The sequence below is a fragment of the Lacticaseibacillus mingshuiensis genome (assembly GCF_016861785.1).
GTDB lineage: Bacteria > Bacillota > Bacilli > Lactobacillales > Lactobacillaceae > Lacticaseibacillus > Lacticaseibacillus mingshuiensis.
Map to the genome: position 1 here is coordinate 1 of NZ_BOLS01000019.1, position 22,593 is coordinate 22,593.

Sequence of the window (22,593 nt, forward strand, 5' to 3'; positions counted from 1 at the left end):
AAACTGTTGATGATGGTGATCAGGTGTTCGTCGATGTGCAAAATGAAATCGATGAGTTGGGGCATGAGGCCCTCCTTCTAAACCTTATTTAACCAAGTATACCGAAATTTCAGACCAATAGCCTATAAAAATACAAAATTTTCTCATGATCGAATATGGGCCCGTGTTCAAAAGCTTGTGTTCTTACAGTTATACCGGGCATACAATTGAGTCTGACTCTTCCGCTAGTACATTCTACTGACCTCTTGCATATATCTAGATAACGACCACTGCCATTTTCCTTGAAGTATAGATGTCAGAAAATTTCTTTACTGTCATCCAATATAGGCCATCAATTGGATCGGAGATATAGACCATCTGTTTAGTCTTATCGTACCCAGCAACAGTCACAGCATGGTTGTTATTGGGTACGCGTCCAAATGGCCATTTCGCCCAGTCCAATGGAGCAAAGTGAACCGTGACAAATGCTACCACGGGGTTCCCGTCCAGGACCTGGCTTAATAAGCTGGAAACGGAGGCTCCAGAAATATTTCTAACGGTTCCATATTGGTTACCCCATTTGGCCAGAGGTGCGGCAAAAATTGCAGTATATAATGAGTTGTTGGCAACAAACGGACTACCTACAAAACCGTTATAAGGCGATGACGCCTTCGGTATCTTTTTTAAAAATGTGGTAGGGGTCTCACGCTGCGCATATCCCTTTGCCTTGAGGGCTTGAAGTAGCGCAACCCCTTCACACCCAACAGGAATGCCCCACGCGAATTGCTTATAATTGGGTACCCGAGACATCTTTATATATGAGCGTGAAGCCGTTCGAGTTGCGTTGCTATTTAAATACCCAATCCACTTACCTGCATTTGTGTACAGCGAGAGGTATGCATACCCCCCAAATTGATAGTATGCAATGCGAGCTGTCACTGTTTGATCATAATATTGCGAGGTGGTTGCTTTTTTATGTCCCGCAAAATCCGCCCAAATCGAAGAATTTTTACTGGTGATTCGCACCTTTTCAACATATTTAACCGCTCCCCCCTGCTCACCGACAGCCCGTTTGATTGCGTTTAAGTTCAAATAGCCAACGAACATGCCTCTGTTATCCCAAAGGCCGGCATAGACAAATCCATCAAACCCATAGTTCAAGCTCTTTATGCGTAGGGTCTGATGAAAGTACTGAGTAGAGGAAGCAGTCGCAGGTTGACCAAAGGCACGATAGATTTGCCAATTCTGCTTTACAATTGTAGCAAACCCACTTGAGCCAAAGCTGACCCCAACTTTACCGACGCCCTCCTTCAGAGAGGTAGCTGGGAAATAGCCTATCCAGTGATTGTCCGAATCATAAACAGAGTCTATTTCACGGCCATCAAAAGTGTTATAGATAATGCGAACGCGCAAAGTCTGTTTATAGTACGCCCCAGCGGCTTTGCGAACTGTCCCATTGAAGTTTGAAAAGCTGGCTTGCTGAGCGTCCACAACCGATTTATAGGTGTCAACTGCTATTGCTTTACCCTGTGGGACATTTCCCAACGCAAGTGCTTTTGCGTTGATAAATCCAATCACTTTACCGGTTCGATCAACAAGCTTGTAGTAAATCCACCCACTGGGCAACGTAGTCCTGCTAATCACTTTAAGTGTTTGGCGATAATACGCTGTTGTGCTGAGTGGAGCGGAGCCTTTCAGATCAGGATAATGACTGTATCCCGCATTTAAAATTGTTGCATATAAAGATACTGATTCGGTTTTAGCAGACTCTTGCCCGGCCACAATATCTTTAGTCCCAACACTGCCCTGGGATAAAGCATTCCCACCCTCTGAAACTCTGGAATTGTTAGAATCAGCGGGTTTCTCTTCGGTATCTGGCATATCGTTTGAGTTGCTTATCGCTGACGCCGGCACAGATTCTTGATATTGTAAACTGTGCAGATCTGGTTGATCAGTACTTTCACCCGTTTCTTTAGGACTTGTTTTGCCCTGCGAAATTTGGTTATCATCTTCAGGCTGAGCCGAAGACGTGTGGGTGTCTGTGGTCTCGATGTCAGCTGCCAACACAGGCTCCGCTGAAAATGGCCTGGCAAAACAGCCCATCCAGAAGGCTATCGTCAGCCCTATTGCAATAACATCCCTTTTCTTCACTCAACAAGACCCCCTTGTTTGTTAGTGTCTGGTTATCCTCATTATACCCCAATCCAGCGGCCTTCCTGTAACCAAACTGCTTATGAGAGTGGCGGTTAGCCTAACCAATACAATAATTGGCTTGTGGCCTCTTGTGTCGAGCCTCACTCGAGAATAGACCCAACACGATCCGTTTTTCTGCTACTCGATCGTCTATGCTGTATACAAAAAGGGACCCTCAGATCGAGGATCCCCGAATTCAGCGTGTGCCTGAACACAACGACTTTTAGTCCTTGTTAACGTTCGTTGCCTGAGCGCCGCGGTCGCCTTGCTCAACTTCGAAGGTCACAGATTGGCCTTCATCAAGCGTCTTGTAACCGTCGCCTTGAATCGCTGAGAAATGAACGAAAACATCGCTGCCATCCTCACGTGTGATGAAACCATACCCTTTATCAGCGTTGAACCATTTAACTGTACCGTGTTCCATTTTTGAACATCCTCCTTACGCCGAAGCGTAACAAAATAATAATTGCATTTCTGTTCGGTGCAAACGAGAGAACGCTCGAAGAACGATCAGGCCCCGCCCCGTCAAAAAGCATATGTACAGTCTAACACCGCTGCTTGACTCGTTCAATCAATCAGCATTTTCATTATTATTTATCACGAACACCAGCAACAGGGAACGTTTTCTCTAGGGCCAAAACGACCGGTCTCATTTTTCCTAGTAATCTATAGAAAGATACGCTACGATTGACTTAGCGAAGGGAGCTGAACGGATTGAAGCGACTCATTTTTCTCATTGTCAGTCTTGTGCTACTACTGACAGCATGTGGCCCGGCATTTGACCAAAAGGCGCAGCTAGATCACCAAACCAAGGTCGTACTGGCCAGCCTGAAGACTGAGACCCAGCAGATGCAGGTCATTGATGATACCACCTCAGCGTTTCCTTCAACGTTCGAAAGTGCGTTCAAAGACGACCCTACCGGCAATCTCAAACACGATGCAGACGTTGCAGCGCTGATCGATCGACGCAGCGCTGCCTATCAGAAGTTGTCCAATGCGCAAAGCGATCTGCAAAAAGCCACAACCGGGTTGAACAAGCTCAGTACGCAAGATCACGGCGATCTACCCAGCGCGCAACTGAAATCTGTGCTCAGCAGTCTCAAGTTAGCCCTTCTGGATTTCAAGACCTTCGACGAATACTACAAAGAGATGCAAAAAGCCGAGACGACCTTTTTCAGCGACGTCACGGCTGCCAATGGCGATCATGCGTTGGTTGATGAAGCGCTCGGACGCGTTAATCAGTTTGGCAGCTCCCTGAGTCAACAAGCCGAGATCATCGTGGCCAACTACGCCACAATGACCGGTGAAGTTGAAGCACTTCAAACCGCACTTAAGCAAATGAAATAAGTTCGTGCCTTCGACCGCCGCGATGAGCCGGCGGTCTTTTTTGTCTTCAGAAGTCATTAAGATTGGTGCCATTGTGTCCTTTTTAATGCAGTCAGTCATTAAGCACGTTATACTTATCCTAGTTGCGTGGGGACTTCCCCGCTGTGAGGAGGAAATAAGCAATGAAAAAAACAGGATGGATGATCCCGGTCGTTTTGCTAATTGTCGGCATTGCCGCCGGATGTGGCAATCAGAGTACTAGCCAATCGAAGTCAAACAGTTCCGAAAAAATTTCAACAAAATCGTCTTCAAAAAAGACTGAGGCATCAAGCGATTCATCAAGCAGTGACACTTCAAGTAGCAGTGATGAAAGTAGCAGTGCGTCGACATTTTCCGACACTGAGTCAACCAGTTCATCAACAAAGAAGCCAACCATTTCTCGTATTACCGAGCTTAATCAGCAGATTCATGCCAAACTGACGGTCGCTAAATTGCCAACCACCGTTTCAACCGCGACCGGCAAAGTGCTGAATGCGGCCATTTCAGGCACCAACGAGGCATATACGGTCAACTATAGTGAAGGCAGTCAAGAAGTTGCGCTGAACGTCGCTTCTGTGGCCCCAATTTTGGAGCTCACAAAGAAGACTTATTCAACAGCTGCCGCCGCACAATCGCAGATCAATTATCAGCAGATTCAAAAAGGCTTGCCAACAGTCTCGCTGGGCTATGGGATGACGGCGACGCAAGAAGGTGCGGCAGGGTCCTCGTACACCACTTGGCACGAAGGTAACTGGTCCATCACCGTGGTCTCATCGAATGTCCAAGGTGAAGATGGTCTGCCATTAGCAAAACAGGCGGCGGCCTATTTCAATCGCTACGCCCTACCAGCGCCTGATGGTCAAGCAACGGTTCAGCTTTATGTGGCGAAGTCTTCGGACTTGATGAACGTGATCACTTGGCGCAAGGGTACAGCTCTGTATACAGCGTCGGGCACGGATGCCATGAAGCTTTTGCAAGCAGCGGTCACCATTCGCTGATTATATTCAAGAATATCTTTCACAGCCAAGGTGCGGTTCTCCGCTTCCTTGGCTTTTTTGTTGTGAGAAGGTTGACGCTGGCGAAGAATCCAGGAACGGTGCCGTGTGACGCCATCACAAAAGTTTATGCCGCACGCCCATGATGCGTAGCACTCGAAATCGCCGTCGAGTTTAGACCGGTTAAATTTGCATCGTTTATTCTATCTTGTGTGCCTCCATGACCACTAATTTCAGTATAAAGCATGAACTATTCGCGGATTTTCAGCGATTGCCGGAACCCGCAGTACATCAACGTTTTAAAATTTCCGATCACATTTTCCGGCTCCCGTTCGCTTTATATTATGTAAGGGTCAGGAAGGTGGGCTCTTACCGACACCCGAATGAGCATGCCCCAAGTGGAGACTGTCGCATGCATATTCATTCGACTCCATGGGCGGTCGAGGGAAACAGCACACCAACAGAACACCTAAATGTACAGCAGGCGTTCAGCACACGTACCATGGGAGTCCGGACTCCCACTAGTCTTTCATCAAACTGTCGTGCAGCCCACCTTCGTTTGCAGGAGCTGAATGCGGCCCATCTTAAGAACGACACCCTACTCTTCGGAGGAGGGAAGGTCACCGAAATTCTAAGCCTATATGTCACCCAACTTGCACCAGCGTCCGATATGGCGGCGACCCAAAGATTCAACCAAGATGATAGGCGTGTGGCCTACCTCGGCAGGTCGCTACAAATGCGACGTCACTGGCTGAAAAGCCAAGTCACGCTCTTTGACAACTGAATAGCACTACCGGCATCCACACAAATGTCGTGCAGCCCACCTTTGTTTGCAGGACCTGGAATGCGGCCCATCTTGAGATGGACGCCCGAGTCTTCGGATAAGGGAAGGTCAACGAAATTCTAAGCCAAGATTTCCTATGCTGACTGCACAAGCGATCGATATGGCGGCGGCACGGATGCCACAAAAGTTTTTCAAAGAGCAATGCAATCACACAAGTTGCGACTGGCGAGGGCCTGCCGTTCGCAACTTGTGTGGCCCCTGGTCCGGTCAAAGGCCCGACTGGATCGGGGGTACATAGCGGATCGCTGACAGCTGAAATGATCCGACGAGAAGGAGCGTGGTCTAATCCGTAGAATTAAAATTTGAAAAGATTTTGGCCGAATTGATCCGTCCTAAAGCCCGTCATCTCGGCATCCAGAATCTTTTACAAAACATTTACGAGAATCACTTCACATTTGACCCCTTTGCAAACGCTTTACTAGTGTAAGGCCTGAGAAGGTGGTGGCCTTACCGACCCTCTGGGAGGCATGGCGGCATCCAGATAGTGCCGTCTGCGCATTCCCCTATCTGACTGGGCTGACGAGAAACAACCACACCTACAGAGCGCGCGCCTGATCAGCCGCGTTCAGCACACGCACCATGGGAGTCCGGACTCCCACTAGTCTTTCATCAAACTGTCGTGCAGCCCACCTTCGTTTGCAGGAGCTGAATGCGGCCCATCTTGAGAACGACACCTTCTTCTTCGAAAGCGGGAAGGTCACCGAAATTCTAAGCCTATATGTCACCCAACTTGCACCAGCGTCCGATATGGCGGCGACTCAAAGGTCCACCCGAGATGAAAGACGAACGACTCGCTTTGGCGGGTCATAATTGTTGCTCTGTCCCCGGCGGCAACGCCACGTCACGCTCTTTGAAAGCTGAATAGTTCCACCGGTATCCACACAAATGTCGTGCAGCCCACCTTTGTTTGCAGCACCGGGTATGCGGCCCATCTTGAGAACGACGCCTTCTTCTTCGGAAGCGGGAAGGTCACCGAAATTCTAAGCCTACATGACCTAAGCTTACTGCACCAGCAATCGATATGGCGGCGACACGGATGCCACAAAAGTTTTCAAAGAGCACTTTATTCACATCTGATTCGACTGGCGCCACAGTCGCATCACGTGCGAATCCTTCCACCAAGCCGTGGCGCCGGCCTGGCGGAAGTACATAGTTGAGCGCCATCAGGCATGAAATTGAAGTCGCACACATCCAACGCACAACACCAGGACGCTCAAACAGGCTGAATCAAATGGCCCGAGTTGTCCTCGGGCCAGCACGACCTGCCAGCTAAAGCACCGCTGCACGGGTCTCACTTCTTATTGACTCATCAACCATTCACCGTTTAAACCGCATCAGTCCCTGCCCGATCACAGGCGTCACAACGCCCGCCATCAGAGTCTCAAGTGCCGCATTGGTTGCAAAGGCCACCATCAGAAGCCACCACAAATTGGCTGCGTTGGCACCGGCAAGCACCTGTGTCGCGTTATGAGCGAAAAATAGCCAGGTGAACAGGATCACCAACGCCGTGTTCGTCAATGCGCCGGCCACCCCTGCCGCGATCATCTTCACGGTTGCGCCGACGCCGTGCAGAACAGACGGTGCGATGTGATTGAAAATGGCCCCCGCCACGATGCCCACCATCACGCGCGGGATGATCGCGATCACCGGATTTTGGAAAAGTAATAACGTGAGCGGATCCGTCGCATCGGTGTAAGCTTTGACCAAACTGATCACACCCCACATCAGACCGAGCCCTGCCCCGCCGCGCACGCCCAAGATCACTCCCGCCATGATCACCGTCAGATGCATGGTCGAGATCGCAGGCAGGCCCGGAATGATGCGAATGTAGCCGACCATTGGGATGTACGCCTGCATGATGAGTAGCGCACCGAGCACGCCGATGATACTGATGGTGTAAGCGGAACTAGACTTGTGCGTCATTAGAAACCTCCGGAGAAATCCGAAACGAGCAATCTAACAAGACTGAAATATATGTTTTAAAAAACCGCCCCTCAAAGAGAGACGGTCAAAATGCGGGCGAAAGGACTTGAACCTTCACGGCCTTAAGTGGCCACAAGATCCTTAATCTTGCGCGTCTACCAGTTCCGCCACGCCCGCATTGCGCTAATAAGCACAAAAAATAGTATATAATCTAGCTAGAGGAAAGTCAACGATAATCGAGAGCAAAATCGATTTCGCAAAAAGTCCCAGCCCGGATTCCATCCTGCACATAAATTACAGACTATTCACACATCAGAAAGGAGAAACAAGATGACAGTACGCCCAGCCACTTTATCCGACCTAAAGATCATCAGCCAGATGCAAAAGAAATTAAATTTCGAAATGGCCAAATTGGTGCCTGACATGATTCGATTCAACCAGCAAGATGCTACAGCGGAGCTTGCAGATGCACTAGTTATGCCACAGCGCCAATATTTCATAGCACTATCCGAACTCCGTCCAGCCGGCTTTGCAGCAGCCTTTGAGGCTACTGTGTCTGATAATCCAAGCTTCGTCCCGCACCGTTTGTGTGTGTTAAGCGAACTTTGGGTCGACTCTAATATGCGTCGTCAACATCTGGGAACAGCATTGCTCCATGCAGTGGATGACTGGCGAAACAACCGCCAGCTGGAGTATTTACAACTGGATGTCTTGGCAGAAAATAAAGGGGCTCTAGCTTTTTATCGCGCATCGGGCTTTCTTGAGACACAGCTGACCATGGTACGGGGTCGAATACCAAATTAATTTATTTTGTTGAAAAATCTCGCCTTGGAAACAGCTTCAGTTTCCCGTGGCACTGACCGCAACCATACCGCCGCGTATCGATGCGACGCTGGCGGGGGTAGTCCATCCCACACTGCTGACAGCGGTACAGATAGCGTGGCTGACGATTCGGCAAGGCTGGCGCAAACCGGCTCCCACCGACTGCCGCCAGCAGCTGCTTGAAGTCGGCATCCCCGTGGCGAAATCCGCGATGTGCGCGGTACAAATGGTAATGGCATAATTCATGCTTGATCACCCCGATCTGAGCCGCCGCATCGATCGCCGCAAACAGCGTTGGGTTAAAATCGAGATTTTCGTCTGGTAAATGAAAGCGGCCACCTGTCGTCCTGAGCCTTGCATTAAACACAGCATGATGCTGGAAAGGTAGCTTAAAGAAGAGGAGTGAGGTTCTAGACACCAGAGCTTGCAAATCAGAGTTTGACTGCGGGATCGTAACACCCTTCTTGCCATCCAGGTTAACCATCAGGCGTGATTACTCGACAGATCATTGTCTTTAGGGCTTGAGGCCTCCTCTGCGGAGTTATCATCCAGAGAGCGATGATAAATATCCTCTATGAAATATAGCGGGCGCTGCTTGGTTTCATTAAAAATTCTGCCAAGATATTCACCGAGAATACCAATCGATATTAGCTGCACGCCACCGATAAAAAGAATGAGAATCACTAGCGTGGGGAAGCCCGAGGTATCAGAGCCATACAGGAGCGTCTTGATAAGCACATAGAGCAAATAAATAAATGCCGCAAGCGAGATAGCAAACCCTGAGTATGTTGATACCTTGAGAGGTGCAGTGGTATATGAAGTGATGCCTTGCATAGCCAAGCCAAACAGCTTCCGAAAATTCCATTTTGTCTGGCCATGCAGCCTAGGAAGCGCATCAAACTCGACCTGGGCCTTCTTAAAGCCGACCCAGCTGTAAAGTCCCTTAGTGTATCGCTCACTCTCTCGTAATTGACAAATAGCAGCAACCACTTTCTTATCAAGTAAACGAAAATCGCCAGCGTCGGCTACAACAGGCGCGTGTGAGACAGATTGCAATGTTTTATAGAACCATCGGGAGGTAGCCTTTTTTAGCCAAGACTCCCCCATCCGCTTATTACGCTTAGCGTATACGTCCTCATACCCTTGTTCCCAAAGATTAATCATATCTACGATTGTGGAAACTGGCATCTGAAGATCAGCATCTATAGTTACCATTGCGTCATGGTGAAAGTAGTCAAATCCAGCTGTCATTGCAATTTCTTTGCCGTAGTTACGGGACAGATCGAGTAATGAGACTTCGGGAGCGGTCTCCATCAAGGAGCGAACTTGTGCCACAGTATCGTCCTTGCTACCATCATTGATGTACAGAAATTCAAAATCATATTTGGCCCATACAGGCTTTAGTCCTTCCTTTAAAGCGTTATAGAGCGGAACCACGTTATCAGCTTCGCTATACGCTGGTATAGATATCAAAATACGCTTCATCATTCTTCAGTGTCCTCCTTCTTACTGCGATTAAAAATCAACAGCTTGCTAAATAAATAATTGGCAACCAGTACAAACACCTGGGTCATAAGCTTTGAAATAAAATCACCGATATGAAGCCCATCGATGAATAAAAGCATCATGCCCTGATCAATACCAAACGAAACCAACCGGTAGAACACAAATTTGAAAAGTTCAAGAAGCGTGGCGTATATGGTTGAAGTCTTGGAGTGAAAAACCCAGCGCTTATTGGTGAAAAATGCGAACAGCACTGAGGCTATCCAAGCAAAACTGTTACTGGAGAGAACTCCCCAACCCAACCCACTCCTGAACAGAAAGTAGACAACAAAATTAACAACTGTCGTCCAACCTCCGAAAAAAACATACCAGAACGTCTCCTGAAATCTACTATCCTGCCATACCCGTTTTAACCAATTCATTAGGTGCCTTCTCTCAGCTGTTTTGCGTTATTCTTTATCAAAAAAGCAACTCTGTAAGAAGTTGCCTTTACTAGATTCTGAATACCCGCAGATACTCAGACTACATTATAAAATTATAGAAGACACGTCGATTCAAGTCAATGAGAGCCAGTCGGCACTTAACCAAAATATTGAAGCAGATCCGCTCGTGTCAGCTGCGCCTTAGCCTCGCCGCTGTAATCCGCGACGATGTGGCCTGCTTGCAGAACGATCAAACGCGAGCCATAGGTCAAGGCATCCTCAAGCTGATGGGTGATCATCAGGCACGTGAGCTGTTCGCGCGCGACGATCTGCTGGGTCAGAGTCATGATGGCCTCTGAAGTATGCGGATCCAGCGCCGCCGTGTGCTCGTCCAAAAGAAGCAGCTCCGGCCGCCGCATCGTCGCCATCAGGAGACTCAGGGCCTGGCGCTGGCCACCGGAAAGTTCTTCGGTGGGCTTATTCAGCGCCTTTTCCAAGCCGTTGCCAGTTTGCGCGGCCAATTTTTCAAAAGCCGAGAACTGAGCTTTGAGTTGACGCGAGGCAAGGGTCAGGCGTTGGCCGCGGCGTGAGGCCAAGGCCAAATTCTCCGCGACTGTCATTCGCGGCGCCGTCCCCATTTTCGGATCCTGAAAGACCCGGGCGATCAGATGAGCGCGGCGCTCGCGCTTAGCGGCACTGATGTCATGGCCGGCCAGCGTGATCGTCCCGCCGGCCAATGGCACATCGCTGGTGATCGCGTTGAACAAGGTCGATTTGCCGGCCCCGTTTGCGCCGAGCACCGTGACAAACTCCCCCGGTTGGACGGTCAAGTCGATGTTTTGGAGCAGCGGCCGCACGCTTTGGCCAACGACCACGTTGACGGCGACTTGGTTCAATTGTAATTGCGCGGCTTCTTCGTTATTTGGTTGTTGCATCGCTCTTCACCCCATTTTTCAAGACCCGGCGGATATGTAATTTGTTTTCAAATGACGGCACCATGATGGCGATGGCCAAAACGATCGCGGAAATGACCTTCAGATCGTCCGGCGCAAAGCCAAGCGCCAGCACCAACAACAGGACGAAGCGGTAGACGATGCTGCCCAGGACGACGGCGATCAGGCGCTGGCTCAAGGTCAACTCGCCGAACAGCACTTCGCCGATGATGATCGCGGCCAGCCCGATGACGATGATGCCGATGCCGGAATTGACATCCGCGAAGCCGTTGTTTTGCGCCAGCAGCGCGCCGGCCAGCCCGATCAGGCCGTTGCCGACGACCAGTCCCAAGATCATCTGGTTGTCCGGGTCGATGCCCAGCGAGCGGGCCATCGTCGGATTATCGCCGGCCGCAATGAAGCCCTGGCCGATCTGCGTGTTGAGAAAGACGATCACCAACGCCACCACGATCACGGTGACGATCAAGCCGACCACCACGCTGTCAAAATACGGTGGCAGGGCCTTCAAGATCTTGGCGTTGAACAAATTGGGCTGATGCAGCAGCGACAGATTGGCCCGCCCCATCACGCGCAAGTTGATTGAAAACAGCCCGGTCATGACCAAAATGCCAGCAAGCAGCACCGGAATGTGCCCCTTTGTCGCGAGCAGGCCGGTGATCAGCCCGGCGAGCATCCCCGCCAGCATTCCCAGCAATGTTGCGATCAGTGGATCAACCCCATGCGTCAAGGCGCTCACAGCGACCGCCCCGCCAAACGGGAACGTGCCTTCAACGGTCATATCTGGAAAATTCAAGATGCGGAATGTCAGAAACAGGCCGACGCCTAAAATGCCATACATCAAGCCTTGCCCAATTGCGGAAACCCCTAAGCTGATCATTTGATCACCTCCCCATTCTTCTCTGCTTCTTTCAGCAAGCTAGCCGGCAACTTGATGCCCAGCAACTTCGCCTGTTTCGTGTTCAAGATCAACTCACCTGTCGTTTCAAAGTGAATCGGTGTCGTGGCCGGCTTCGACTTGCCGGATAAAACGTCCGCCGTCATTTCGCCGGTGACAACGCCTAAGTGGAACTGGTTGATGCCGATCGTGGCGACCCCACCGTCTTTGACCATTGTGTCGACAGTCGGGAAAACAGGGACTTTTTTGACATTGGCGACCTTGACCAGCGTCTGCATCGCGCTGGCGATCGTGTTGTCCGTTGGCACGAAGACCGCATCCACCTGGTTGACCATTTGGCCGCCAACTTGGGCGAGATCATTGGTCGAGCTGATCGTGTAATTCTTCACCGTAAAGCCCTCGTTCGGCGCTTCCTTGGTGACCAGGCGCGCCTGGGTCTGCGCCGAGTCATCGCTGGAAGTGGAGATCACGCCGAGGGTCTTGGCGTCTGGCATCAGTTGCCGGATCAGCTTCAACTGCGCCTTGACTGGAGCCTGGTCGGAGACACCGGTGATGTTGCCACCGGGCTTGGTGTTGTTGTTGACAAGCTTGGCGCCCTTTGGATCGGTGATGGCGCCCAAGATGATCGGCGTGGTGCTGGTCACGTTGGCCAAGGCCTGCGCGGAAGGTGTCGCGATGCCGATCATCGCGTCTGCCTTTTCGCTGGCAAAGCGCTGGGACATGGTCTTGAGGTTGCTTTGATCGTTTTCTGCATTTTGAAAATCGATCTTGAGGTTCTTCCCGACCGTGTAGCCCTTGTTTTTCAATCCCTGAATAATTCCTTTATGAATGGCGTCAAGGGCGGGGTGACTCATCAATTGCAAGATTCCCACGGTTTTGACACTGCTGGTCTTGGCGGCTTGCTCCGGTTTACTCTCAACGCCGAACGCGACGCCGAGAAACACGACCAAGACCGCGATCAATGCGATCATACGTTTCATTATTTTTCCTCCAAACTGACTTGCGACAAACAAAAAGACTCCCGCACAGGTCGCGGAAGTCCCGAAAAGACAAAACGTCCGCATAGCTCCTGAAGTATGACTTCAAGTATCTATGCGGACGCAACTGAATAGCAGCCAACATAGACACGACCTGCGTATCTGGCAGATCGCGTCTTGCGACCCACCTACTGTTGGCTTTGCCAGCTCTTCAACTGTAGGGTGATGTTCGTCATGTTGATTGCTCCTTTGATTTAATGCCCTGAGTTTACGCGAGGGATTGCGGGGTGTCAAGGGCGAATTTTTCAAAATTCATCAACCCGTGCAAGCCCGTCGTCTATTTGATGCGATCAGCGGTCAAGAATCGCGTCTGTATTTCCTGCGTTGAGATATCCCAGCCAGTGGCCCTTCGTATCATAGGCCGAGAGATAGACAAAGCCATTGCTGTGGTAATAGACCAGCGGCACAACGATCTTTTGGCCGGTGTACGCGCTGACCTTATTGCGTTCCTGCCAGTCAAAACTGCCCCAGAAAGAGCCGGTCTTGCCGGTGACTCGCACCGTCTTGTCGTATGCGATCGCACCGCCTTGCTTGCCAGCGCCTGCTTTCGCGTAACCGACATTCATATAGCCGACCCATTTATTGTTCGCATCATAAAGCGAGTAATACTGGAAGCCGTTGAAGTTGCAGTAGACATACCGCGCCATCAAGGTCTGATGATAATACTTGCTGGTCTTGTTACGGATCGTCCATGAAAAATCACTGAAGATATTGCCGGTCTTGTCGGTGATCGTGACGTACTGGTTGATCGTAAATGCTGCACCCGCCTTGCCATCATTCACGCGGACATTGCCGCTATTCAGATAGCCCAGCCACGTCCCGTCTTTATCATAGAGCGACAGATACGTACTGCCGTTGTAATTGCGATAGGCGTATTTGGCGAGGAACGTCTCGTGGTAATGGTCGGCTACTTTCGCGCGTTCGTTCCAGGAAAAATCGCCCCAGATCGACCCCGTGTTGGCGGTTATGGTCACATACTGGCCATAGCCATAACCGATTCCCTGCCGGCCCTCACAGACCTCGGTATTGCCCGCATTGATGTATCCCTGCCAGTTGCCCTTCGCATCGTAAAGCGACAGATAAGTTGAGCCGTTGTAGGCGTGGTAAGCATATTTTGCAAGATACGTATTGTGCGTATGTGACGCGATCGTGGATTTTTGTTGCCAGCTAAAGTTCTGCCAGACACTCCCTGAATTTGAGGTCACGGTCACGTACTTGCCGTATGAGAAGCCTACGCCTCCAACATTGTCTGCCTCAGTACCATAACCAGTATTAACATAGCCAACAAACTTGCCATTCGAGCTATAAAGTGCGTAATACACATACCCGTTTGATGTGTAGGTGATTGTCTTAGCAAGATAAGTCTTTCGGTACAAACCGGTCAAAGGCGTCGAGGCCCCATTACTGAGAGAGGACCAGGCCGAACCACTGTTTTGAGTAACCGTCACATACTTGCCGTAATTGATCGGCTCATCGACTGGCGGCACGCCAGTCAAGAGCCCGGTGTAGTCGTGCGAGACGTCAAGAACTGAAGAGGAACTAGCCCCTGTCAATGTGGCGTTTGAGGAAAATTGCCAAGCGCCATAATCGCTATTCCACATATCCTTATTGGTCGTATTGTATGGGTAGCCGGCAAGCCACGAATTTGCCTTGCCAACAACACTGACCATTTGCGGCGTAGAGCCGTAACCCATCGAGGTATAGAGCCCATGCGAATGATAGCCGAGTGAATCTAAGGCATTGAAATAGGCTTGCAGATTGGCCTTGACCCCACTGTCATTGATCACGGTTGGCTCTTCCATATCCGCAAAGATACGAGTGTTCTTTGGCAGACCGAGTTTCTTCATCGCCGCAGCCGTATAGCGCGCCTCAGCAGCAGCCTGGCTCGTAGTGGTGAACCAGGCATAGTGATAGACGGATACCGCCATCCCTGCTGCCTTGGCCCGCGAGATCTGAGTGGCAGCCACAGGACTCGTATAGCTATCAGCCTCAGTGACTTTGACTGTGATTCCCTTAACGCCTGCTTTGACAAAAAGTTTATAGTCGTTGGCAGTCAGCCAGGACTGGTAACTGGAAACATCAGTTGCAGAGACCGACGGAATGCCCGCTTGCCCGATCTTGATCTTGGCAACAGTCGCATCAGAGCGAATGATCTCCTGAACACGGCCAGTCTCTTCTCGGTCTTCTGTGGCGACGGCCTTCGCCTGAGCGAGCCAAACTGCGGCATCCGTCGCAGACAGCCCCAGTGGCTGAACAAGCGTGTTCGTGTCGGGATCCTCACTGATAGGCGTTGCCTGAATCGACCCAAGCGACACACCAGCCGAGACTGGTTCCGTTTGATAAGCAAAGCTCCCAGAAGGATTCAAATTACTGTGACTATTGACCACTTTGACCTGCTGAGCAGTTGACTGTTCAGTGTTAGCGTCAGTGGTCGCACTCACAAGAGCTGTGTGTTGCGCGCTGACAGCAAACACCGCGCTTGCTAGGACAAGCGCAAAAAGTGTTTTGGTGGTCCGCGATGTTGTCCGAGAAGGTCCACTGTGCTTTATGTTTATCATAACCATTTCTGATCATTCGCCCCCTTCAATGCGACTTCCGTTTTTTTGTGAACGTGTACATTGAGGCTACCATCATTCTGCACTTGATTTCAAGGGTTTTTTTGGTTTTGTAAATATTGACGTCCAAATGAAATCTGTGACTTATTCGCGTCAGCCTTGGCAGATCAAGAAATGGTTACCACATGAACTAGTCCTTGTGCTCAGAACTCATCTCCAAAAATTGATCGACCACCTTTGCCGCGGTGTGCGGTCCATCCAGTGGCGTAAACCGATTCTGAAAGTTGGTATAAGCGTCGCGATAATGCTGCCAGTAACTGGCGCTATCAGCAATCGATTCAAGCAACTCATCCGCAGTCCTAACGATCGGCCCCGGCACCTCTTTAACAAAGTCGAAGTAGGTCCCGCGTTCCGCAACATACTGCTCCAGATCGTAGCAGAAGAAGTAGATCGGGCGAGAGAGATTGAGGTAATCAAACATGATCGAGCTGTAGTCAGTGATCAACATGTCACTTGCAAGCATCAGTTCCTGAACGCTCGGGTAATTGGAGACATTTTTAATATTATGCCGATAATCCGTTGGAATTTGGAGCTTGCTGGCCACGATCACATGCTCGCGCATCAACAGGACATGGTCGTCGCCTAATATCTTCTCAAACGCATCGAAATCCAGCTCATTGCGCATGACAAACTTATTGCCCACGTTTTCATAATCCCGGAAGGTCGGCGCGTATAAGATCACTTTCTGGTCGTCGGCAATGCCCAAGCGTTTGCGCGTTTCGTCGCGAATCACTTGCGCTTGCGGGCCATAGAAGACATCATTGCGCGGATAACCTTGTTCGATCACGGGACCTTCGTATTGGAAGGCCGAGCGGAACGCTTTGGTCGCATAGTCAGATGGCGAGACCAGGGCAGACCATTGATCTTTGGCATGCGTCACACGCTTTAGATAGCCAGGGGTGCGGCCTTCGATGACTTGCTGGTCATGCTGCATCTTCTTCAACGGCGTCCCGTGCCAGGTCTGCAGGTAATCCGTCCCCTTGCGCTTGGTGATATAGGCAGGGAAGTTCTGATTGTTGACCCAGTACCGGCTCGTCGCGAGCGCACGATAATAATCGATCGACAAGCGCTTGATGATCTTCGTGGTCGGATTGGCCTTTAATGGCTGGTTAGAACTTGACACCCAGACATAGTGAAGATCTGGATGCGTTTTGACCATGTCTTCGTAAATGATCCGCGGGGAGTCCTCATACCGTTTGCCCAAGGAGCTCTCAAACAGAATCTGATTCTCTTTGATCGGTGAAAAATGACGCCACCACCAATACGCAACACGCATGGCCGGAAAATAAACACGCCGGGTGCGGCGGAACTTGGACATGATCTTCAGATAAAGCGTGTTACTGTGCAGTTTTTCCGAGCGCGTCTTATCAGGGATCTTCAAGACTGCCTGATAGATTCGATCAGAGGACTGGGTGTCGCGATGATCGATGAACCGGTCTGCCTTCACCACATCTTCAGGACGCATCTGGAAGTCACGCTCGCCCGATGCATCAAGGTACGCGAAGATCTGGTCCAGCTGATCAGTGATCGGGCCAGGCAGCTCACTGTCCAGATCAAGATGAGAGGGATATTTGCCCAGAAAACGGCTCCGGTCAAACTGATAATAGATCACCGGTTTGTGCAGGAAGCTGAAATCAAAGGCCACACTCGAATAATCCGTCAGCATGATCATACTTTCCTTGATCAAGTCCTGAACGTTGACATCGCCCTGACGAACGATCGTCACTGGCGCATCTTGGAAATACTCGACGTAATCCTGCATGTTAGGATGCAGGCAGAAGATCAATTCGATATGGAACTTCTCGGAGAATGCCTTAAGCCGTGGGTCAAACAAGAGCTCACGGTATCGTTGCAGATAGTCGCTCTGCTCAAAGATCTCGTCATTGGTGATCCAATCCCGCCAAGTCGGAATGATCAAGAGCTGGCGCTTGACTGGCAGATCATTTGCAAACAGCGTGTCGAACCGGGCCAACCCAGTGACCGCGACCTCCTGATCGCTATAGCCGAGATCGGTGATCGCGATCTGTTTCTCTTTCCGTGAGCTAGTGATAAACAGATCCGTGTAAAATTCATTGACCCATTTGCCATAGATCGGCGCAATATTTTTGGTGCCAAAGACCCCATGTTGCAGAAAAACTTTCTTGGCCGTGATACGCGAGATATATTGGCGGCTCCGCGTCGGATACAGGGAATCCGGATGGTGGGTCCCGCAGATGTATTTGGCCTGCATGACCTTTTCAAAATGCTCACGGGAGTTGAAAAAGATGACATTGCCAAGCGGCGCAACGTTTTTCAGCTCAGGTGAGTTCTTTCGAATCACATAATAGGCTTCCACCTCTGGCCGGTGCTCACGCAGATACTTGAAGAAATGATACCCATTGTCCTGCGCTTTATATGAGCGCTCGCCAATGATCCAGATATTGCGGTCGCGGCCCTGTTTCGCCACTTGCTTCCAATTGTTCTGATGCGCTCTGAAGTAGTCATAAGCCTCCTTCTCATAGACATTGAACGTAAATGAGAGGTTGGTCGCCTTGAGCGTCAGGTATGGGACAAGTGAGATCCAATGCGTCTGATCAGCCGAGAGACATGCCAACTGCCCCTTCATCGTATAGTTGGCCATAAACTTCGGGTTCCCGACCCGGAATGACATCGCCGCATCCGTTCCAGCCAGCTCGCCAACAATAAAGAGATCCAGGCTCTGTTCCTCAGCGTCAGGAAACTGCTCCAAAAACGGCCGAAGCGTCTCGACCTCCAGATCGATCTGGTAGTCATACCGCCGCTTGTAACTATTGCGCTGCTCGTTGAAGCTAAAACTGACCGGCAGTTCGACCCGGTGATCCCCGCCGCGTTCAACGATCTCAAGATGGGCATCCGCTAACTGGAAATAGTTCACATCAAAACAGCCAGTGACGCGCATGCCACTTTCTTGAAACACCATATTACGAATCATTTTATATGGGACATACTGAACGCCGCGAACTGGGCGATCGACCAAAAAGGCCAACGCCCCTTTACGCGTCACGTATGGGGTCAGGCAATGCTCATGGGCATCATCCCAATATGTATCGATATGATTCAATGAAAAATCAGTATTTTTTCGTAAGGTAAGCGTCTTATGGACATCACGAACAAATGGTTGTTCATTTTCTGGCGACTCGGCCAGCTCGGTTTGAACCTGATAGTCCTGATACACCGTAAGTCTCGCAGCTAAAACATCATCTATGGTTGATGCTGTCCTGAGAATGTTTTCAAGGATCGGCGACAAAGCCAACGAAAAATGGTAATCGGCCATGCCTTCAGTGATAGCATCAGAGCTCACCACCTTTGTAAATTTAAAACAATGGTCTTCGTTTGATAAAGACAGATTCAGCTCCTCATGGCTGTCGGCCTGTTGATAGTCGATCTCCAAATTACCATTTTCAAAAACTACATCTACCTTAGTCATGCTTCTCCCCCAATTTACTCATTAGATCAACAACCTGTTCCGCCGCAGTTCCCTGTTCCCACCCGCAGAACTCATCTCGGAAGTGTGCTTCCTTCTCCTGATACTCGGGCCAACCGCCCGATCGCATAAATCGTTTCAGCTGTTCATAAAATCCCTCAGCTTCCGTGACAATTGGGCCAGGCACAAGGTCGTAGTCAAAGTAAAATCCTCGGATGTCCTGCTGATAATGCGCCCTGTCATAAGGATAGAACAACATCGGCCGAGCCAGAATCGCATAGTCAAACATCACCGAGGAATAATCCGTGATCAAAAGATCTGCGATCAGGTACAACTCGTTGATATCCGTGTCAGGCAAGATCTTGACTCGCCCCTCATAATCTCTGATCGTGAGACTATCCGCGACCAAGTAATGCGGGCGAATGATGAAGGTGTCCTCTGGGCCCAGCAACTTGACCACCGTATCCAGATCAAATGGCAGGTTCATGCGATATTTGCCGACTTCAACATAGTAATCATCACGCCAAGTCGGCGCATAGACGATCACACGACCCGTTGCGTGCCCGACGATCTTCTGTTTCAACGAAGCGATCAATTCGTCGTCAGAACGGTGATTGACCAAAACATCATTGCGGGGGTAGCCGGTCTCTAGAAAATGGTTTGAAAAGTCAAATGCGTGTTTGAAGATATCTTCAGAATACTGATTTGGGGCGATTAGATAATCCCAGCGATGGCTCTCAGTAATGAACGCCTTGTGGTACTTTTTTGTGTCCGTGCCAGGCATCGCCACGTCGCTGATGTCGAGCCCAAGCCGTTTCAAAGGTGTCCCATGCCAGGTCTGAATGTACGTCGTCCCGCGATTCTTATGGAGCCAAAATGGCATACGCGCATTTGCGACCCAAAACTGCGCGCGCGGCAAAAGAAAGAGCCACCGCACAGAAAAACGCTTGACGAACTGGACGGTTGGATGCAGCTGCTGTGCTTCCGCCAAAGTCCCTGGCTTGACGCTCCAAAACACGTTCCAATCAGGATGCGTCGCTTTCAGTTGGTCATAGATCGCCAATGGGCTGTCACTGGGCAACTTGCCATCAAAGCTCTCGAATACCACGGTATGAGGCCTGACAGGCAGAATCAATGCCATCCCATTAAAGATAAAACGATAGATATAACTGAGAAGCTGCTTAATGGCCTTCTTCAAAAGATTTCCCCCATTATATAACAAAAGACGCGACCGCCTTCGCGGCCGCGTACATTGAATGTCTTACGCTAGATCAACAAAACGCGCGCGGAATTTCACATGCAGATGGCATCCGATCACCAAAATGATACTGGTTATCAGCCAAAAAAGCAATGTCGCCTTCTTGTTCTCCCAAATGAGGCCATCTGAGAGAAAGGCCGAGCGGTACCCGTTGATCACATAATAAATGGGGTTCAATTGCAGAAATTTGACCAGCTTCGGTGGTAAGCCAGAACCCGTTAAGTTCCAGATCGCACCAGAGAGATACAGCATCACACGCAAGATCGATTGCAGAATGAACTGATAGTCGCGGACTAGGACAGTCATGGTCGCAGAGAAGATCGCCATGGCAAAAGTAAATGCGATCATACAAATAAAGTAGTAGAAGAACTGCAACCAATAGATCGTGATCGGTACGCCCGAGACCAGCACACTGAAAACTGCGACGGCGAGCATGGCCCAATAGGCAGTTAAATTCGAGACGATCGTGACACTCGGCAATGTGCTGACTGGAAATTGCATCTTCGAGATCACGTAGAGCTTGCCCGTGATACTCTTTGAGCTGCGATTCATGGAAGTATTCATGAACAGCCATGCGGACATCCCGATCAGCATCCAGGCGATGAACGGCACCCCGTTCACGCTACGATTGCCGCGCAGTCCCATGCCAAAGACCAAGTAATAAACCCCAACTTGAATGATCGGGTTCAGAATTTCCCAGGCAAGGCCGAGATAGTGGCTCTGATACTCGGCATGTTCATCGTACCGAGAGATACGAAAGATCATGCCAAGATTGCCAAATTGCTCTTTTAAAACGATCCAAACAGATTTCAAAGCACTTTCCTCAAATCTTCCATGGTCTAGACGGGGTTTCCGTCGCAATTGTTTGTACAACAGCTGTCGGTGCAGGGAGTGCCGACTTGAGCGGCTTTGGCGAGCGAACCATCTCAGTTCCCAGTGCCAAAGCGGCCAAGATCATCGCGATCAAGAAGAACCATGTTGTTTTCGACATGGGGTCCCCAATCGAGTTACGGGCACAGAGCTGCTTTAGTTCGGCGTCGGAGACAGGGCGCGGCAATGAGGATTCCGCCTTCTCCCGCGCATAGAGATCGTCGAGCGTGAAAACAGCTTGCTTGTGCTTGGCCTCATTTTGATAGGCCCGCTTTTCCTTCTTCGACAAATTGTTGAAGCGGCCGGTAAACGTCCGATAATGAGTCAGCACTTCTTCAGTGTCCCCATATTCACGAACATCGCCATAATGCATCCACAGCACTTTATCACAGAACTGTTCGACCTGAGCCAGTGCATGACTAATAAAGATGATCGTCTTGCCTTCGCTCTTAAACTCATCCATCTTTTCCATACACTTTTCATAGAAAGTGGAATCGCCGACAGACAGTGCCTCATCGACCACAAGAATATCAGGATGCTGATGAACAGCGATTGCGAACCCAAGACGGGAACGCATCCCGCTTGAATAGCTTTTGACCGGCTGATCGATGAACGCCCCAATATCAGCGAAATCAATGACGGGCTGGATGATCTCATCGATCTCTTGATTGGTCATCCCGGACATCAGCGCCTTGACTCGGATGTTCTGAAGGCCTGTCAATTCACCTTTCAGGCCAGCCCCAATGGCAATGATCGAGACATCCCCGTGAATCTCAAGATCACCGGATGTTGGCGGGATAATGCCACTGATAATGTTTGAAAAAGTCGATTTACCAGATCCGTTGATTCCAATAATACCCAACGCTTCACCGGAGTGCACCTCAAGTGAGACACCCTTTAACGCCCAGAAATCTGGGGCTTTGCCCTTATGAACGCTGAGCATTGCTTTGACTTTGTCCGCGCGTGTTTTGTACATGTCGTACTCTTTTGTGATCAAGCGCGCGCGAATCTTAACTGTATCATCCAAGTCTTTTGTTTCCCTTCATTACTACTAAAGTCGTGCTACAAAGCCATTACTGGATATTCAAGTCGTGTTTGATCTTGGTCGTGGAGATCTCTGGGGTCCGCGGCAAATAGATCACATCGACGCCAGTTTGCTCATGCAAGAAATCAAACTTGCCTTTCCAGTCATCGCCCATGACAAAGGTATCGACCTGGTAAAGGCCCATGTCTTTGACTTTTTGATCCCAGGAGCTTTCTGGTATCACAAGGTCGACGTAGCGAATCGCTTCAAGCAATTGCTTCCGCTTTTCGTATGGGAAATAAGCCTTCTTTTGCTTGTCATCCCAGTTGAATTCATCCGTCGAAAGGGCAACAATCAGGTAATCGCCGAGCGCCTTTGCGCGTTTGAGCAGTTCAATATGCCCGTAATGCAAAAGGTCAAAAGTCCCGTATGTAATAATGCGTTTCATGATAT

At 50.0% G+C, this 22,593-nt stretch carries 18 protein-coding genes and 1 tRNA gene; 3 read left to right on the plus strand and 16 right to left on the minus strand.

Annotation, left to right across the window (positions count from 1 at the left end):
* Positions 1 to 255: 255 nt before the first annotated feature.
* Together JUE67_RS10735 and JUE67_RS10740 are read right to left on the minus strand one after the other, a co-directional pair.
* The gene (locus JUE67_RS10735) at positions 256 to 2,130 is read right to left on the minus strand and encodes a C39 family peptidase (RefSeq protein WP_203628343.1); all 1,875 of its coding nucleotides are present in this window, start codon (positions 2,128 to 2,130) and stop codon (positions 256 to 258) included.
* A 265-nt stretch (positions 2,131 to 2,395) separates the two neighbouring features.
* Positions 2,396 to 2,596 (minus strand): cold-shock protein, encoded by a 201-nt coding sequence (locus JUE67_RS10740; protein ID WP_203628344.1) that lies wholly within the window; start codon positions 2,594 to 2,596, stop codon positions 2,396 to 2,398.
* 290 nt (positions 2,597 to 2,886) lie between these two features.
* On the opposite strand from JUE67_RS10740, the gene JUE67_RS10745 reads away from it, so the two are divergent.
* On the plus strand, positions 2,887 to 3,519 hold the full coding sequence (locus JUE67_RS10745; protein ID WP_203628345.1) for a hypothetical protein: 633 nt from the start codon (positions 2,887 to 2,889) through the stop codon (positions 3,517 to 3,519).
* Positions 3,520 to 3,680: 161 nt separating this feature from the next.
* Positions 3,681 to 4,535, plus strand: a complete 855-nt coding sequence (locus JUE67_RS10750; RefSeq protein ID WP_203628346.1) for a hypothetical protein — start codon at positions 3,681 to 3,683, stop codon at positions 4,533 to 4,535.
* A 2,158-nt stretch (positions 4,536 to 6,693) separates the two neighbouring features.
* Here the strand turns inward: JUE67_RS10750 and JUE67_RS10755 are convergent.
* Positions 6,694 to 7,299, minus strand: coding sequence for an ECF transporter S component (locus JUE67_RS10755; RefSeq protein WP_203628347.1), 606 nt, complete (start codon positions 7,297 to 7,299; stop codon positions 6,694 to 6,696).
* Positions 7,300 to 7,390: 91 nt separating this feature from the next.
* Positions 7,391 to 7,476: transfer RNA gene (locus JUE67_RS10760), tRNA-Leu, on the minus strand.
* 153 nt (positions 7,477 to 7,629) lie between these two features.
* On the opposite strand from JUE67_RS10760, the gene JUE67_RS10765 reads away from it, so the two are divergent.
* Positions 7,630 to 8,103: a GNAT family N-acetyltransferase gene (locus tag JUE67_RS10765; RefSeq protein WP_203628348.1), complete on the plus strand. Its 474-nt coding sequence runs from the start codon at positions 7,630 to 7,632 to the stop codon at positions 8,101 to 8,103.
* A 1-nt stretch (position 8,104) separates the two neighbouring features.
* Here JUE67_RS10765 and JUE67_RS10770 read toward each other — a convergent pair whose 3' ends face one another.
* The 12 genes from JUE67_RS10770 to tagD all read right to left on the minus strand — a co-directional run bounded on the left by JUE67_RS10770 (position 8,105) and on the right by tagD (position 22,588).
* The gene (locus tag JUE67_RS10770; protein ID WP_203628349.1) at positions 8,105 to 8,605 is read right to left on the minus strand and encodes a SprT family protein; all 501 of its coding nucleotides are present in this window, start codon (positions 8,603 to 8,605) and stop codon (positions 8,105 to 8,107) included.
* Complete coding sequence (locus tag JUE67_RS10775) at positions 8,605 to 9,609, minus strand: glycosyltransferase family 2 protein (RefSeq protein WP_203628350.1); 1,005 nt, start codon at positions 9,607 to 9,609, stop codon at positions 8,605 to 8,607. Before JUE67_RS10775 ends, JUE67_RS10770 begins: the two co-directional genes overlap by 1 nt.
* Complete coding sequence (locus JUE67_RS10780; RefSeq protein WP_203628351.1) at positions 9,606 to 10,046, minus strand: GtrA family protein; 441 nt, start codon at positions 10,044 to 10,046, stop codon at positions 9,606 to 9,608. Before JUE67_RS10780 ends, JUE67_RS10775 begins: the two co-directional genes overlap by 4 nt.
* 158 nt (positions 10,047 to 10,204) lie before the next feature.
* Positions 10,205 to 10,981 carry an ABC transporter ATP-binding protein gene (locus tag JUE67_RS10785; protein WP_203628352.1) on the minus strand — a complete coding sequence of 259 codons (777 nt, stop codon included), beginning with the start codon at positions 10,979 to 10,981 and terminating at the stop codon, positions 10,205 to 10,207.
* On the minus strand, positions 10,965 to 11,873 hold the full coding sequence (locus tag JUE67_RS10790; protein ID WP_203628376.1) for an ABC transporter permease: 909 nt from the start codon (positions 11,871 to 11,873) through the stop codon (positions 10,965 to 10,967). Before JUE67_RS10790 ends, JUE67_RS10785 begins: the two co-directional genes overlap by 17 nt.
* The gene (trpX, locus tag JUE67_RS10795; protein ID WP_203628353.1) at positions 11,873 to 12,874 is read right to left on the minus strand and encodes a tryptophan ABC transporter substrate-binding protein; all 1,002 of its coding nucleotides are present in this window, start codon (positions 12,872 to 12,874) and stop codon (positions 11,873 to 11,875) included. Before trpX ends, JUE67_RS10790 begins: the two co-directional genes overlap by 1 nt.
* Before the next feature lie 347 nt (positions 12,875 to 13,221).
* Positions 13,222 to 15,372, minus strand: coding sequence for a GH25 family lysozyme (locus tag JUE67_RS10800; protein ID WP_203637154.1), 2,151 nt, complete (start codon positions 15,370 to 15,372; stop codon positions 13,222 to 13,224).
* A 304-nt stretch (positions 15,373 to 15,676) separates the two neighbouring features.
* Complete coding sequence (locus tag JUE67_RS10805) at positions 15,677 to 18,991, minus strand: CDP-glycerol glycerophosphotransferase family protein (RefSeq protein WP_203628355.1); 3,315 nt, start codon at positions 18,989 to 18,991, stop codon at positions 15,677 to 15,679.
* Positions 18,984 to 20,129, minus strand: a complete 1,146-nt coding sequence (locus JUE67_RS10810; RefSeq protein WP_203628377.1) for a CDP-glycerol glycerophosphotransferase family protein — start codon at positions 20,127 to 20,129, stop codon at positions 18,984 to 18,986. The genes JUE67_RS10805 and JUE67_RS10810 overlap by 8 nt, the downstream gene beginning before the upstream one ends.
* Positions 20,130 to 20,249: 120 nt before the next feature.
* Positions 20,250 to 21,059, minus strand: coding sequence for an ABC transporter permease (locus JUE67_RS10815; protein WP_203628356.1), 810 nt, complete (start codon positions 21,057 to 21,059; stop codon positions 20,250 to 20,252).
* Positions 21,060 to 21,069: 10 nt separating this feature from the next.
* On the minus strand, positions 21,070 to 22,143 hold the full coding sequence (locus JUE67_RS10820) for an ABC transporter ATP-binding protein (protein ID WP_203628357.1): 1,074 nt from the start codon (positions 22,141 to 22,143) through the stop codon (positions 21,070 to 21,072).
* A 46-nt stretch (positions 22,144 to 22,189) separates the two neighbouring features.
* Positions 22,190 to 22,588 (minus strand): glycerol-3-phosphate cytidylyltransferase, encoded by a 399-nt coding sequence (gene tagD, locus JUE67_RS10825; protein ID WP_203628358.1) that lies wholly within the window; start codon positions 22,586 to 22,588, stop codon positions 22,190 to 22,192.
* Between the last annotated feature and the right edge of the window lie 5 nt (positions 22,589 to 22,593).

Bases quoted from the DNA above. Each gene is read 5' to 3' on its own strand.
- JUE67_RS10810 (WP_203628377.1), bottom strand. From the start codon at position 20,129: ATGGCATTGATTCTGCCTGTCAGGCCTCATACCGTGGTATTCGAGAGC.
- JUE67_RS10780 (WP_203628351.1), bottom strand. From the start codon at position 10,046: ATGAATTGGTTAAAACGGGTATGGCAGGATAGTAGATTTCAGGAGACG.
- JUE67_RS10805 (WP_203628355.1), bottom strand. From the start codon at position 18,991: ATGACTAAGGTAGATGTAGTTTTTGAAAATGGTAATTTGGAGATCGAC.
- JUE67_RS10775 (WP_203628350.1), bottom strand. From the start codon at position 9,609: ATGATGAAGCGTATTTTGATATCTATACCAGCGTATAGCGAAGCTGAT.
- trpX (WP_203628353.1), bottom strand. From the start codon at position 12,874: ATGAAACGTATGATCGCATTGATCGCGGTCTTGGTCGTGTTTCTCGGC.
- JUE67_RS10755 (WP_203628347.1), bottom strand. From the start codon at position 7,299: ATGACGCACAAGTCTAGTTCCGCTTACACCATCAGTATCATCGGCGTG.
- JUE67_RS10750 (WP_203628346.1), top strand. From the start codon at position 3,681: ATGAAAAAAACAGGATGGATGATCCCGGTCGTTTTGCTAATTGTCGGC.
- tagD (WP_203628358.1), bottom strand. From the start codon at position 22,588: ATGAAACGCATTATTACATACGGGACTTTTGACCTTTTGCATTACGGG.
- JUE67_RS10765 (WP_203628348.1), top strand. From the start codon at position 7,630: ATGACAGTACGCCCAGCCACTTTATCCGACCTAAAGATCATCAGCCAG.
- JUE67_RS10785 (WP_203628352.1), bottom strand. From the start codon at position 10,981: ATGCAACAACCAAATAACGAAGAAGCCGCGCAATTACAATTGAACCAA.
- JUE67_RS10770 (WP_203628349.1), bottom strand. From the start codon at position 8,605: ATGGTTAACCTGGATGGCAAGAAGGGTGTTACGATCCCGCAGTCAAAC.
- JUE67_RS10740 (WP_203628344.1), bottom strand. From the start codon at position 2,596: ATGGAACACGGTACAGTTAAATGGTTCAACGCTGATAAAGGGTATGGT.